This is a genomic window from Alteromonas sp. AWJ4_197 (assembly GCF_056160285.1).
On record NZ_JBSWWW010000010.1, the window covers coordinates 1 to 14,169 of the forward strand.

Genomic DNA, 14,169 nt, shown 5'->3' on the forward strand with positions numbered 1-14,169 from the left:
CTCTGGCTCTGGCTCTGGCTCTGGCTCTGGCTCTGGCTCTGGCTCTGGCTCTGGCTCTGGCTCTGGCTCTGGCTCTGGCTCTGGCTCTGGCTCTGGCTCTGGCTCTGGCACAAGGCTATCGTCATCGTCGATGCCGGCAAGTAATTCTTCTAAATCCGCAGGCGTGGACTCTGCTTCTGCTTCTGCTTCTGCTTCTGCTTCTGCTTCTGCTTCTGCTTCTGCTTCTGCTTCTGCTTCTGCTTCTGCTTCTGCTTCTGCTTCTGCTTCTGCTTCTGCAGGCACATCGTCGTCAGTACCTTCCAGTTCGGCAAGTAATTCGTCAGCTAATGCATCAACTTCTTCAGGCTGATATTTCTCTGCCTGTGCATCTTCCTGACCTGCTTCAGTGGACTCAAAAGTAGGCTCTTCTTCAACGTCATCTTCTGAAGGTTGAAGTTCTGCCTCATCGTCATTATCGATTTCAGCTTCTGCTTCCTGCTCATATTGCGCATTTTCAATTTCAGCAATAAGTGCGTCAGCATCTGACGATAAAGAATTCTCTTCTTCAGCAGGTTCCGGCTCTTCTGAGATCTCATCATCGGATAAAGTTACGTCTTCAACAGAATCTTTGTCGACTGACAACTCCTCGTCCTGTGAAGGAGCTTCTTCAGTGACTAATTCATCACCGGTAATCTCGCCGGATGCAGAGTGTTCTTCAGCGTCCGGTAGTTCTTCTTCCGGTGCTGACCCGTCTTCTCCAGTAACAGCTGCTTCTGCGAATTCTTCATCAACAGGCAGCTTTTCCGACTCTGCAGTCTCTTCTTCAACAGGTTCATCCAACTCCGGCAGCGCATCAGAATCATCCGGATCGGTTGAATCAACGTCTGAAGTCAGTTCGCTTTCCGGCTCAGGCTCATCAGCGACGTCGTCTTCAACTTTTGTGTCTTCATTTTCAACGGCTTCTTCTGGAAGGTTTTGCTCTTCCGCACTTTCGTCTGTCAGGCTCTCTTCTGCCAGGTCATTTTCAGCTACGTCACCTTCTGCTGTGATATCTTCTTCAGCACTTTCTTCTGCAGGGTCCTCTGTTTCGCCCTCAGACTCCAGTTCTGCCAGCAGGTCATTGGTCAGGTCGTCATCAATATCTGCCTTAAATTCACTGTCTTCGGAGTCTTCCTGCAATAATGTCTCATCAGCAAGCGCATCCTGCTCACCGGATAATTCTTCGGCTTCCAGTTCGGCCAGTAATTCATCTGATAAGGTATCTACTTCATCATCTTCAGCTTCAAGCTCAGCCAGCAGTTCATCGGCAAGTGCGTCGTTTGCATCGTCAACGCCGGCGTCATCCTCGTCACTGTCCTGTTCGCCCTGGAGCTCTGCGATGAGGTCATCAGAAAGCGGGTCAGTAAACTCGCCGGCATTCTCCATATCCTCAACGTCAATTTCGTCCAGGTCTTCGCTGAATGCGTCAAGATCCTGAATAGCCTGAGGTGAAGGCGCTGATTCTGTAGTGATCTCGTCTTCTTCATCCTCATCGTCGCCCAGCATATCCGCCATCTGGTCGAGTTGGTCCATTTCCGTAATGATGTTGTCTGTGAGACGGTCCAGCTCCTGATTCTGATCATTGATTTCACGGTCAATTTTGCCCAGCATGTCGTCATCAACATCGCCGTTATCACTGCCCATGACAGAATCAGGCTGATGTTCGTCGAGCAAATCGTCGATATCAATTTCCGGCTTGTCTTCTTCGTCCGCTGACGGCGCTTCAAATTCAGCCAGAATGTCGTCCGGGTCGATATCCCCGTCATTTTCCTCTTCTGTTGCAGGCTCTTCAGCTGTGCCTGAATTTGCATCCAGCAATGCATCGATATCAAAATCATCAACGTCTGCTGCGCTGTCAGCAGCATCTGTTTCTGCACTACTTTCTTCTGCCGCGTTATTATCAGCGGAATTTTGTGCCAGCAGCGCATCAATGTCATCGTCAGCAACCATTTCAGCAGCCGGCTCCGCAGGTGCTTCCTCTGTGGAAGCGTCTGCACTGTCATCGTCATCACCGGACAGATCAATGCCGTCCAGATCGTCCACATCAGGCACCAGTGAATCATCAGATAACGGCTCATCATCGAACAAACTGTCCAGTTCATCCTGACCTAACTCGGAATCACCGTCTTCGAAAGCAAAATCGTCATCCGGCACCAGCATGTCATCATCAAGGTCAGCGAAGCTTTCGAGATCATCGTCCAGTGATTCTTCCAGTTCGTTGGATAACACATCATCTAACAATTCATCATCGTTAAAGAGTTCGTCATCTGACAATTCCGGCGTGTCATCCAGCTCAGGCACAATCGCTGCCGGGGCGGCAGCAACAACCGGTGCGGTGTCGGCGGTAGAGACCTGCGCCACAGGCTGCATGGGATCATCTTCTTCTTTCTTACCCCGTTTGAGGAACCAGGCAACCAATCCGCCCACCAGTAATAACGTGAGGATACCCGAGCCGATGATGAGGCTCATGGGTTGCATCAGCGTATTCATAAACGACGCGTCTTTTTCAGCCTGACGCTCCGCCTGTTCCTGCTGCATCATTTGCAATAACTGCTTTTGTAACGCAGTTTGCTCGTCCATCTGATTCTGCACGTCCCCTTCCACCTGGGTACGCAGAGACGCTAAATCATCGTTAACCTGTTCAACACGGGTATATAGCTTGCGGTTTTCATCCAGAATGGCCTGCACGTTTTCCAGCGAGGCAGCAAATTGCTGTCGTAATTCATCAAATTGCTGAGTTTGCTGACTGTCCAGACGGGTAATTTTGTCTTCAATTGCGGAGCGGGTAGAACTGAGATCCTGCTGGTTTACCAGCGGCACCGGCGGTTTAAGATTATTCAGGCTGCTGCCGGGCTTGCTTTCCATACGGGCAAAGCTGTCATCATCCTGCTCGGCACGTTGTTTCGCTCTCACAGGATCAATGCGGGCAACATAACGCTCAGACGGCAGTTTCAGAACAGCGCCGTCAACCAGTAAATTAAGGTTTTGCTGCTCAAAAGAATCAGGGTTCAGTTCATAAATAGCTACCATCACCTGGTAGACAGAAAGGTTCTTATTTTGACGGTAGCGGTCGGCTATACGCCAGAGGGTATCGTTGTCGTCTATAGGACCATAAACATTGCCGGAGAACTGACTGGTGGCACCTTTCGGCCCGCGGATGGCAGTTTCCCGTTCCTGAGCCTCACCGGAATCAGGGATTGCCGTCAGCAGCAATAAAAAAATAAGCAAGCCCGTAACATGCGATTTCATAGCGTTCCTATATGCCCTCAAGCGTCTACCATGACGGTGTCATGGTGGCCAGGCCATGTGGTGTAGCCAGTACACGGACAAGCCGGCACACCGCTGCCTGTTATTCTTATAATGCCGGAGCCTGATGCTCCGGGCGTGCCGGATTGCTTCCGGCGAGTCAGAAAACCGTCACTCACAGAATAAAACCTGTGGTTTCACGGGGTTATGCAAGCTTTAATCCATGATGACAAGCCCGCACAGGTTACTTACCAAAACTATAAACCAGTTAACGGTAACTATCTAGAAAAAGGCCGTTTTCTTCTGCCGATGACAGTCTGTAAAACAGCCTTTTCATTGTTTTATCGGCACAAAGGCGCAGAAGTTTACCTCTGCGCCGGGTGTTTACAGATAGTCTTTAATCAGGGTTTCAGCAATCTGAATGCTGTTCGTTGCCGCCCCTTTACGTACGTTATCAGACACCACCCACATATTCAGGCCGTTGGGATGAGAAATATCATCACGGATGCGGCCCACGTGCACCCAGTCATTGCCACTTGCACTGCTCACCTGAGTGGGGAACGCTTCTCTTTCTTCGTACACCTTCACGCCGGGCGCCTGTGCCAGCAACCCTTTCACTTGCAGGGCATCCACCGGCATGCGGGCTTCCAGATGGATGGCTTCACCGTGACCGTAAAAAACCGGCACGCGCACAGCAGTAGCATTCACCAGCACACTGTCGTCACCGAGGATTTTTTGCGTTTCCCACACCATTTTCATTTCTTCTTTGGTGTAATCGTTGTCCATGAAGGCGTCGATTTGCGGGATGGCATTAAAAGCAATCTGACGGCTGAATGCTTCCGGCGTAACCGGCCGTGTGTTCAGCAGGTTGGCGGTTTGCAGTGCCAGCTCTTCCATTGCACTTTTTCCGCCACCGGAAACAGACTGGTAAGTGCACACATTAATACGTTCAATGCCGGCGATTTCATGGATGGGCTTCAGGGCCACCATCATCTGAATGGTTGAGCAATTCGGATTGGCAATAATATTCCGGTTGCGGAAGTCTGCCAACGCATGGGGGTTCACTTCAGGCACAACCAGCGGTACATCCGGCTCGTACCGGAAATGTGAGGTATTATCGATAACGATACAACCGGCATCTGCCGCAACCGGAGCAATACGGGCAGAAATATCGCCGCCTGCAGAGAAGAAACCAAACTGTACCAGCGTCCAGTCAAAATCATCGGCATTCAGTACTTCAATTTCTTTGCCTTTGAAGTTAATGGTTGTACCGGCAGAACGTTCACTGGCCAGCGGATACAGGGTTCCTACCGGAAATTTACGCTCTTCGAGCAACTCAATCATGGTTTGTCCGACCAGGCCTGTTGCGCCCAGTACCGCCACATCAAAAACTTGTGACATTATTCTTTTCTCCTGTCGGTACGCTGAAAGTTTCAGCGCACAAAATTAAATTGAAAACCCAGGCCACTCAGTTGCTCTGTTATGCCTTCTGAAACCGGTGCTGCAAGTCGCAGAAAACCGGCACTGCATTCCCTTCTGGCAGGATAATGCTTACGTAAATTAAGAAACCCTTCTTTACCGGTATCACGGCGAAACAGCCCGTCGTCTTTGTTGACGTCGTATACAGACAAGATCAGGTCAGACAACGTATCCCAGTCCAGCGCTTCGGCTGTGGCATCCGGCACGTCAAAATGACGGGCTTCCGGCGCGGTTAGAAAATCTTCCATTGTGAGTTCAGGTGTTCCCCCCATGGCTTCACACACATGTTCATATGCCATTTGCGTTCCCCGCAGCTTACCTTCAACGGAGTGACCGGCAATGTGAGGCGTGGCAAACCACAAATACGGCAACAATGCCTGATTGATCTCAGGTTCATTGCGAAACACATCGAGGACCACCAGCGGTGCCTCAGGTTGTTGTAAACGTGTCAGCAACGCCGGTTCATCAATGACTTCACCGCGACAGGCGTTAATCAGTAACTGCCCTGCCCGCAAACCGCTTATACGTTCTGCATTAAGCAAATCCACGGTGGGATGAGGTCCGTCTTTGACAAAAGGCACATGCAGGGTAATGACATCACAGGTCATGATGGTGTCCATGCCGGTAAAATGCCGGCTGTCACCGGCGGCCTCAAGAGGCGGATCGCACAGTACATGAGCAACGTTAAGTGCATGCAGTCTTTCTGCCAGTGCACTGCCTACATGTCCGGCGCCGACTACGCCAACAGTAATACGGCTTAAATCCAGCTTGCCCTGACGGTGAGCGTTCATCAGTACACTCACCACATACTCGGCAACGGCTACTGCATTGCATCCACCGGCAGAGCGCCATGGCACACCCGCCTGTTCCAGGGCGGTTTTATCCAGATGATTTGTGCCCGCCGTCGCCGTAGTTACCAGCTTTAACTGCCCGGCACCGGACAGCAGCGCTTCGTTCACTTTGGTGGTAGATCTGACCGCCAGATAGTCAGTACCAAAAAGCGCTTTTGCATCCAGCGATGGACCATGAAACGGTGAAGCATCGCCGAGCGCTGAAAAATAGGCCATTCCCTGAGGGATACTTTCTTCGAACAAAATGCGGGTCATATCAAACACTGTCAGACTTGCTAAGGCCGGTATAATACTGGAACGTAACGTAATTCACAAAACGAAACGCCCGCAGCGGTTAACCGGCGCGGGCGTTTATCATTTATAGTGGTATAAACAGTCTTCTGACTGATTGCTTATCCGTTGTAACGCTGCATAACCAGCGTAGCGTTTGTACCGCCGAAACCAAAGCTGTTAGACATAATGGTATTCAGGGTTGCTTCACGGGTGGCTGTCACAATGTCCAGGCCCGCCGCTGCATCGTCCAGCGTATCAATGTTGATAGACGGCGCGATGAAGTTGTTCTTCATCATCAGCAAGCTGTAAATCGCTTCATTCACACCGGCAGCACCCAGAGCATGACCAGTCAGAGACTTGGTTGCACTGATTGGCACACCGGACTGACCGAAGACTTCCTGAATAGCAGCCAGTTCTTTCACATCACCCACCGGCGTAGATGTACCGTGAGTGTTCAGATAATCGATAGGTGCATTAACATTCTGCATCGCCATCTTCATACAACGTACCGCACCTTCACCGGAAGGCGCGACCATGTCGTAGCCGTCTGACGTGGCGCCGTAACCGACCACTTCACCGTAGATGGTTGCACCACGGGCCAGAGCATGTTCCAGCTCTTCTACAACAACCATACCGCCACCACCGGAGCTGACGAAACCATCGCGGTTAGCATCATAAGTACGGGAAGCAACAGACGGGTTGTCATTGTATTTCGACGACAACGCTCCCATGGCATCAAACTGGCTGGACAGTGACCAGTGCAGTTCTTCACCGCCACCGGCGAATACCACATCCTGTTTACCCAGCTGGATCAGTTCCAGGGCATTACCAATACAGTGAGCACTGGTCGCACACGCTGAAGCGATAGAATAGTTCACACCTTTAATTTTAAACGGTGTTGCCAGACAGGCTGAAACTGTAGAGGCCATACAACGGGGAACCATGTAAGGACCCATACGTTTTACGCCCTTCTCACGAAGAATGTCTGCTGAAGCAACCTGATTTAATGATGACGCACCGCCGGAGCCGGCGATAATACCAGTGCGTTCATTTGAAATATCTTTTTCTTCCAAACCGGAATCAGCGATTGCCTGTTGCATTGCCACATAAGCATAAGCAGCGGCATCACCCATAAAGCGCATAACTTTACGGTCGATGTGCTCTGATAAATCAATGTCCACGTTACCCCAGACCTGGCTGCGCAGACCCATTTCAGCGAATTGCTCTGAAAAAGTGATACCTGATTTGCCTGCTTTCAATGAAGCCAGCACTTCGTCCTGATTTACACCAATGCTGGACACGATGCCCAGACCGGTAATAACTGCTCTTCTCATAACTAACCCTTTATTTTGATGGGGCATATGGTAACGATTTTCATCCGTAAACTGGTCTGCTCTTTTTACTTAACGTTTTTCCCATACCGTTTACACGTACCCTGCCCCGTCATTTGTGTCTTATCTGCCCCTGCTATGATTACCAAAAGCCGAAAACGTTCAGCTTTTCATCAACACAGAGAAAACAGGCTTCAACCCCGCGTGTTTGCTTTGCTCAATGTATCATGCAAGGTATGATCACCCAATGTTTGTCTTGCAGAATATCAAAACGTGAAATCCCGCACTGCGCAAGTTTATTTTAATGACAGCGGCACTCCGGTTGCTGACGACTTCGATGACGTCTATTTTTCCAACGACAGTGGCATTGATGAAACCCATCATGTGTTTATTGCCGGTAACGATATTCCGGCGCGCTGGCTGGCACATACCCGCCGCGACTTTGTTATTGCTGAAACCGGCTTTGGCACCGGCCTGAATTGCCTGGTGGCGATGCAGGCCTTCGCTGCGTTCAGAACGGAGCATCCTGAGCACCCGCTGAAACAACTTTTTATCCTCTCAACAGAAAAATTCCCCATGGCCAGAGACGATCTGGCCCGCGCACTGACCGCATTTCCGGTATTAGAGGGGGCAGCAAAGGCGCTGTTGAATAACTATCCCCTATCCATTCAGGGTTGCCACAGACTTCACTTCGATGAATTTCACACCACGCTGGATTTATGGATTGGCGATGTGCATGAATTGCTGCCCCAATGGCACGTACCGCCCCGCGGGTTGATTGATGCCTGGTTTCTGGACGGTTTTGCGCCCGGTAAAAACCCGGACATGTGGACGGAGGCTTTGTTTTCACAAATGGCCAGAGTGTCCAGACAAGGCGCGACCTTCGGCACGTTTACCGCAGCAGGGATTGTGAAACGGGGCCTGAGAGACGCCGGTTTTGTTGTTGAAAAACGTAAAGGTTTTGGCCGCAAGCGCGACATGCTGGGCGGATATTTTGATGGCCAGCACTCTGCTCCGGCTGCACCGCCTTACTCCCGTTTTAATAACGAAGCAGTCACGGCAAACCACCGCCTGGCAATTATCGGCGGCGGACTGGCAGCAGCAACTCTGGCCCGGAGCCTGAGCCGTACAGGGATATCTGCCACTGTCTTGTGTGCAGATGAAACCCTTGCTCAGGGCGCATCGGGTAATCCTCAGGGTGGTTTTTATCCGCAGCTTCACAGTGAGGCGAGTATTGCCAGTCAAATTCAGGCTCACGGTTTTTTATACGCCAGCCGGGTGTACCGGCAGTTACCGGAACCGTTCACACATGACTGGTGTGGCGTACTGCAACTTAATTTCAGCGAAACGGTAGCTGAGCGGCAGGCTAAATTGCTGGACAGCGAAGTCTGGCCAGAAGCGCTTGTATGCGCCATATCTCAGCAGGATGCCAGTGATTTTGCCGGTGTTCCGTTGCCCGCCGGCGGACTGCACATACCGTTGGGTGGCTGGGTTTGCCCGCCGGAACTGGTCAGTGCGTTAATTGGCGGCTGCGACGAAAATATCCGGGTTCAAACCGGCGCAACGGTCACTGCTGTTACTGAACAGGAAGATGGCGTCACCCTTTGTGTTAACGGAAAAGAACAGCACTTTGATTACGCGGTCATTGCCACCGGTGCTGACAGTATCCATATTCCGCAGATGACGGCATTGCCACTTCGTCCCGTGCGGGGCCAGGTAGAAGCTATTCCCGGCCAGCCTTTAGTCAGTGCATTGCGAACCGTACTTTGTCATAAAGGCTACATGACACCACAAATGGACAACCGCCATGCTCTGGGGTCTACCTATGGAAAAGATGATACCCGGTGTGATGTACGTGACAGCGACACACAGACAAATCTGGCGACGCATAAAAAGGCAATGGGGGCAGACAGCTGGGTAGCGCAGCTTCAACACGACGGACAAGCCAGAGCAGCAATCCGTCTGACATTGCCGGATCACCAGCCCGCCAGCGGACAACTGTTGAGTAATGACGTGTTGTACGAACAATACCGCGCCCTGAGCACCGGAAAGCCACTCAGCAGCCAGACACAGCCGCCTGCCGGCAGACTGTTCACTTTAACCGGACTCGGCTCAAGAGGGTTAACTACGGCGCCGTTAATGGCGCAAATTTTGACAGGCCAGTTAACCCATACACCGCTGCCGGCACCGGAGTCTTTACTTCAGGCAACCGCACCGCAAAGGTTTGCTATCAGAAATTCAATCAGAGGAGTGGCGCCCTGAGCCGGGCAGAGTGCTATGGAGATGGTTGAGTCATAACACCATGCCGGCGCAGAGCGGCAATTTGAATGTGGCATTCAAACGCCAGTATGAATAATAATCCAGCCTGCCCCGATAGGAAAGTATTTATCGGTGGCCGGCGGGAAATCTCATACTAAAAGATGACTATTTTCCGGTTTGGCTGCCGCTGTTCAGCGCAGTAACCATAAAAGACGGAATAAGCAGGCTGGTACTGGCGACAACCTGATGCTTATCAACGGACACAATACGTGCATTGACCCGCACGCCTCTGGGCTCTTCGATAAGGGTACCGGTGAGAATATGATCCATCTGCATTGAACGGCTTTGTATTTCGCCGGTCCGTGTCATTGCAAGATCGCCAAACGGCGTGACTGTTAACGCATCAGCCATTTTAAAATCGACAATACCCACACCAAAACTCTGCAATTCTGCGATGAGTAGTTCAGCCAGCTGATTTCCCATCACAGTGGTTTCCTGCAGTGACCGGTTCAGCCTTACGAAGCTTGCCACACCGATTAAATCGTTGCTGCTAAGCTCTGTAGCAGAGTCCATCAGTTGCATTGCCAGCTGGGATGCATAGTCTGCCAGCGCTTTGTGCGTTCTGTCCGGCTGATAGCCGGTTACAAGAGGATCGTGCCACTCAACCGTTACCGGCCCTGTCTGTTCACTGGCCTCCGGATTACGGTCACGGGAATCAGGCCGGTATTGCCATTGTGCTGTCTCCGGCACCGCTGCCATGTTCACCGGTGCGTTGCTCTCAGGTGCAATGACCTCTGGTGCAGCATGGGTCACTACATCAGTCTGCGGATAGGAAGTCGCCGCTGACGTTGAAGATGAAGCCGCACTGTCACCCGGCGGTTGCGCGGGCTGCGTGTGAGCATCACCCTCGCCATCCATGTAAGCATGGTAGTGTTCATCAATGGTGGTACAGGCGGAGAGCCCCGCTACCAGCATAACAGCCAGTAAACGGCCTGATATTACTGTGATAGCCGGAACTGAAGGTTTGGCAAACGTCATCGTCTTAACCCCGTGTCAGCTTCACACCATCCCGGATGCCACTTTTACCGTTGCTGTCGCTGGGAATAAGCGCATCCACGACATAAAACGGTATAAGTAACTGGGCGGACGCCACCACAGCGCGGCTTTCTATGCCGAGAATACGCGCGTTTACCAGTACCCCGCCCTGATGCTTCGCCATCGTGCCGGTGAGAACGTAATCAATGGGCAGGCTGCTGTTTAAGTCGAGATAGTCACGGCTCAGCAGAAAATCACCGCTGTCTGTTACTCTGATGTAATCTGTTGCTTTAAAATCCACTACCGGAATGCGGTATTTATGCAATTCGTGCATAAACGATTCGGCCATCTGATGGCCCAGTAAATTGGTGTGCTGGAGATCAGAGTCCAGCATAGCGAAATTGGTTACCGCCACCGGCGTTTTATTGGTGACGTACTCCATGTTGGAAACCAGGTCCTGAGTCATGTTCTTGACATAATCGCCAACATGACGGTTCAGAGGCCGGCCCTGATACGCACCCTGCACACTGCTGTACAGAGGCGGCTGGCCAATAGCACCGAAACTGTCGGCTTCGTCTTCAGGCTCTGCAGCGACAACTTCAGCACGATCTTCAGCACGCACGTCAATGACATTCATCACCGGCTCAACTGCACCCGGCTGCGCTTCTGCAGTCTCTTCATCGCTGAGCAGAGAGCAACCTGAAATACTGACCAGCATTGCTGCCATGGCAATCATATTGCGTTGAAAAGTCATTGGCATTACCCCTTATCCTCAGTTCTGTACAGCCGCCCGTTCCGGGTCGTGATCTTTTCTTCTTCCCAGAACAAGCCTTCAGGAAAGAAACGTGTCGCAGCAGCCACGACATCTTTTGTTCTGGCGTTTATCACTCTGGCGTTAACCATAGCACCGGCCTGCTGGCGGACAATGGTGCCGGTGATATAAAAATCCACCCGTTCGATGCCGGGAAGTTGTTCGATATCCCGGGTGAGTACGCGGTCTGCATACTCTCCCATTATTATATCGTCCGTGAGCTTAAACTCTTGAGTGGTAAAGCCCCGTTTTGCGGCTTCAGTGATCAACCCCTCTTCAAGTTGATGGCCAAGCATCATCAGCGGGTCCTGCTGTTTGCTGTTCCAGCTCATGGTATCTGCCGGCACAAAACCGGTAACGGCATATTTCGCCTGACGTGAAGGACGCAGCTGCGCAAACAGCTCATTCGCCAGTACGTAAGTGTGGTACTCCATATTGCCTAATGCAGGTAACGCCATATTTTCTTTCTGCATCACCACCGAAGGACTCTCTCCGGCACAGCCTCCGAGCATCAAACTGCCTGCTGCCAGCCATGCTGCAGGGACTGTCTTTTTCAGATATTTAGTACTCATTACTCCGGCCCGTTAACCCGCCATTTATTGTCTGCTGAGGTATTCGCAATTTTCGTACCATGTGGAAACGTCAAAGATGTGGCGGCGCAGAGGGGAATTCAGTAACCGGTAAGCGGGTTTTACGGCGGCGGGAAAGAGGTGAAGCGGCAAGAGTCTGCCGCTTCAGGGAAAAGCTGTCAGCAGAGAGTAACTATTTTGCACTGGCAAGAAGACGTTGCCAGAGCGCCATGACCAGCCGCTGATCCTCATCTTCCAGTTCTTTATTATCAAAAGCAGCTTGTAAACTGCCCTGCATGGCTTCGTCCAGAGTGGCCAGGCTCGCATCAGGCTGCATTTCCTGTTGTCTGGCAATCACCGCAAAATGACCTTGCAGGTAGCTGGCAATAAACAGTTCATCGTCACTACCATGATCAACAACACCATCCAGCGCATCTTCGATGTGGCCGGATTGCCCGATAAATTCAGTGGGGGCGGCGGCGGGAAATTCCATAAAGTCTCCTCATTTTGCAGGATACAGCACTTTGTCCCGGTATCCGGTGATCACCGGAAAATAGCCGGCAAGTGCGGTATCTAATTCAGCGTCACCGGTATCGAGCCGCAGAGGGCGGCCATCCAGAGACTGTAATTTAGTTTTTGTAGCGGTGATCAGCACATTTTCCCTCCCTGTCCGGCGGATAAATGACGGTGAGAGCTGCTGGTTCCCACGGCCAAAAATATGCCCCTGACCACCAATCACTGTAATGACCATTTTAACCGGCTGACCGTCAGTAAGTTCAAGCAGCTGTGCCGCTGTCACATCCGACGCCACCAGTTCTCCGTCTTTCACGACATCGACGCCAAGCAGCGTATTGTCCAGACCCATTGAATCCATAATTGCGGCCACGGTGGAGCCCGATCCCATCACGAAAAACGTATCCGGCTCATCTTCAATGGTTTCACGGATAAAGGCCGCGATATCTTCCAGCACCAGTTCATCACTTTCCTTGCCGCCGGCTTTGACGGCCTGAACGTAGGTGAGTGAATCCGGGACCCGCATTTCACCGAAATGCTTTGCCAGTACTTTGCCCTGACGAAATGCCTCTTCGTCAATGTCACGGACTTCCGCCGGGGCTTCACTCACCAGCTCCCCGCGAACCATCATAGCCACCACTTCACCGGCAGCTACAGGGGTTACTGCATATACACCGGAGTGGATTTTACACCCGGCCGGTACGCCCAGCACAGGCGTTTGCAGCTCTGCAATCTGACACACATTTCGTGCAGTGCCGTCACCGCCGGCAAATAACAGTAAGTCGATCCCCTCAGCAAGTATGGCTTCCACCGCAGCTTCAGTGTCTTCAGCTTCAGTCTGTGCCTGTGAGGGTGTGTACACCACCTTTGCTGTCAGACCGGCCTCACGGGCACTGTTTTCACCCATTTCAGCGGAGGCGGTTATCACAGTTATCTGACCGGCAAGCGAACTGAGTACATTCAGCGCGCGGGTCATTTTAATACCCGCAAGTTGTTCCGCTCCGGCCGCCAGCGCCTGTTCACGTACCGCAGCACCGTCGCTGCCTTTGAGTGCCACCGCACCGCCAATGCCGGCAAACGGATTAACCACCACGCCCAGACGAAATTTATCGCTCATGCTAATGCCTCTGCCCGTTCTGTAGTTACCGGCGCCGTTTTAAAATGCGCCTGCAGTATTGTCATCAACATACCGGCACGGGGTGGAAATCCAGTACGGGTATATTGCACCAGTTGCTCATGCACAGCAGCGGTGAACGCTTCACGGTCAGGCTCTGCCCCGTTCAGATTATCCGTACTGACCCGGAATTGACGCCCGGCACTGAGCGTCAGAGCCCATTCCACTGCCTGCGGTTTAATTTCCACCTGTTCAAAAGCTTTCTGCTGACTGGCGTCACGGCCGTCAGGACAATACCAGTAACCATAATCTTCCAGCAGTCGCCGTTTATCACCGGCGATACACCAGTGCGCAATTTCATGCAACGCACTGGAGAAAAAACCGTGGGCAAAAACGATGCGGTGAAAAGGTACTTCATCACCCGCAGGCAAATACACCGGCTCATCATCGCCGCGCACAAGACGGGTATTCCAGTTTTCAGCGAAAGTGGCGTCAAACAGGCGGATGAGTTCGTCCACTTGCGGATCGGTATCGTCCTGCGGGGTAAACTGCATTTGTGGTTGCATCGTATTTAAGGCTGAATTTTGTTGCTGCATTCAACTCACTGACAAGCCTGAAAAGAGGTTGCGCATAGTACCAAATGCCGGTCATTCCGCCAAATCTGAGGATG

General features: G+C 51.8%; 11 protein-coding genes. 1 reads left to right on the forward strand and 10 read right to left on the reverse strand.

Going from position 1 to position 14,169, the window contains the following annotated elements:
• The 4 genes from ACXAGC_RS19280 to fabB all read right to left on the reverse strand — a co-directional run.
• A partial coding sequence (locus ACXAGC_RS19280) for a FimV/HubP family polar landmark protein (RefSeq protein ID WP_474846447.1) occupies positions 1-3,267 on the reverse strand: 3,267 nt, incomplete at its 3' end.
• Positions 3,268-3,648: 381 nt separating this feature from the next.
• Positions 3,649-4,665 (reverse strand): aspartate-semialdehyde dehydrogenase, encoded by a 1,017-nt coding sequence (locus ACXAGC_RS19285; RefSeq protein ID WP_474846449.1) that lies wholly within the window; start codon positions 4,663-4,665, stop codon positions 3,649-3,651.
• A gap of 32 nt (positions 4,666-4,697) precedes the next feature.
• Positions 4,698-5,849, reverse strand: coding sequence for a 4-phosphoerythronate dehydrogenase (locus ACXAGC_RS19290; protein WP_474846451.1), 1,152 nt, complete (start codon positions 5,847-5,849; stop codon positions 4,698-4,700).
• A 137-nt stretch (positions 5,850-5,986) separates the two neighbouring features.
• On the reverse strand, positions 5,987-7,201 hold the full coding sequence (gene fabB / locus ACXAGC_RS19295) for a beta-ketoacyl-ACP synthase I (RefSeq protein ID WP_119501829.1): 1,215 nt from the start codon (positions 7,199-7,201) through the stop codon (positions 5,987-5,989).
• A gap of 270 nt (positions 7,202-7,471) precedes the next feature.
• On the opposite strand from fabB, the gene mnmC reads away from it, so the two are divergent.
• Entirely contained in the window at positions 7,472-9,460 is a 1,989-nt protein-coding gene (gene mnmC / locus ACXAGC_RS19300) for a bifunctional tRNA (5-methylaminomethyl-2-thiouridine)(34)-methyltransferase MnmC2/FAD-dependent 5-carboxymethylaminomethyl-2-thiouridine(34) oxidoreductase MnmC1 (RefSeq protein WP_474846453.1), read from the forward strand.
• A 162-nt stretch (positions 9,461-9,622) separates the two neighbouring features.
• Here the strand turns inward: mnmC and ACXAGC_RS19305 are convergent, their stop codons facing one another.
• The 6 genes from ACXAGC_RS19305 to ACXAGC_RS19330 all read right to left on the reverse strand — a co-directional run bounded on the left by ACXAGC_RS19305 (position 9,623) and on the right by ACXAGC_RS19330 (position 14,065).
• Positions 9,623-10,495, reverse strand: coding sequence for a FlgO family outer membrane protein (locus ACXAGC_RS19305; RefSeq protein WP_474846455.1), 873 nt, complete (start codon positions 10,493-10,495; stop codon positions 9,623-9,625).
• A 4-nt stretch (positions 10,496-10,499) separates the two neighbouring features.
• On the reverse strand, positions 10,500-11,246 hold the full coding sequence (locus tag ACXAGC_RS19310) for a FlgO family outer membrane protein (RefSeq protein WP_474846457.1): 747 nt from the start codon (positions 11,244-11,246) through the stop codon (positions 10,500-10,502).
• Between the two features lie 5 nt (positions 11,247-11,251).
• Entirely contained in the window at positions 11,252-11,875 is a 624-nt protein-coding gene (locus ACXAGC_RS19315; protein WP_474846459.1) for a FlgO family outer membrane protein, read from the reverse strand.
• A 190-nt stretch (positions 11,876-12,065) separates the two neighbouring features.
• Positions 12,066-12,365, reverse strand: a complete 300-nt coding sequence (locus ACXAGC_RS19320) for a YfcL family protein (protein WP_349587696.1) — start codon at positions 12,363-12,365, stop codon at positions 12,066-12,068.
• A 9-nt stretch (positions 12,366-12,374) separates the two neighbouring features.
• Positions 12,375-13,502: an ATP-NAD kinase family protein gene (locus tag ACXAGC_RS19325; protein ID WP_474846461.1), complete on the reverse strand. Its 1,128-nt coding sequence runs from the start codon at positions 13,500-13,502 to the stop codon at positions 12,375-12,377.
• Positions 13,499-14,065: an elongation factor P hydroxylase gene (locus ACXAGC_RS19330; protein ID WP_474846573.1), complete on the reverse strand. Its 567-nt coding sequence runs from the start codon at positions 14,063-14,065 to the stop codon at positions 13,499-13,501. Before ACXAGC_RS19330 ends, ACXAGC_RS19325 begins: the two co-directional genes overlap by 4 nt.
• Positions 14,066-14,169: the final 104 nt, after the last annotated feature.

What these genes read in the sequence shown, in the direction of transcription:
- ACXAGC_RS19285 (WP_474846449.1), bottom strand. Translation starts at nt 4,665, where the DNA reads ATGTCACAAGTTTTTGATGTGGCGGTACTGGGCGCAACAGGCCTGGTC.
- ACXAGC_RS19290 (WP_474846451.1), bottom strand. Translation starts at nt 5,849, where the DNA reads ATGACCCGCATTTTGTTCGAAGAAAGTATCCCTCAGGGAATGGCCTAT.
- fabB (WP_119501829.1), bottom strand. Translation starts at nt 7,201, where the DNA reads ATGAGAAGAGCAGTTATTACCGGTCTGGGCATCGTGTCCAGCATTGGT.
- ACXAGC_RS19305 (WP_474846455.1), bottom strand. Translation starts at nt 10,495, where the DNA reads ATGACGTTTGCCAAACCTTCAGTTCCGGCTATCACAGTAATATCAGGC.
- ACXAGC_RS19310 (WP_474846457.1), bottom strand. Translation starts at nt 11,246, where the DNA reads ATGACTTTTCAACGCAATATGATTGCCATGGCAGCAATGCTGGTCAGT.
- ACXAGC_RS19315 (WP_474846459.1), bottom strand. Translation starts at nt 11,875, where the DNA reads ATGAGTACTAAATATCTGAAAAAGACAGTCCCTGCAGCATGGCTGGCA.
- ACXAGC_RS19320 (WP_349587696.1), bottom strand. Translation starts at nt 12,365, where the DNA reads ATGGAATTTCCCGCCGCCGCCCCCACTGAATTTATCGGGCAATCCGGC.
- ACXAGC_RS19325 (WP_474846461.1), bottom strand. Translation starts at nt 13,502, where the DNA reads ATGAGCGATAAATTTCGTCTGGGCGTGGTGGTTAATCCGTTTGCCGGC.
- ACXAGC_RS19330 (WP_474846573.1), bottom strand. Translation starts at nt 14,065, where the DNA reads ATGCAACCACAAATGCAGTTTACCCCGCAGGACGATACCGATCCGCAA.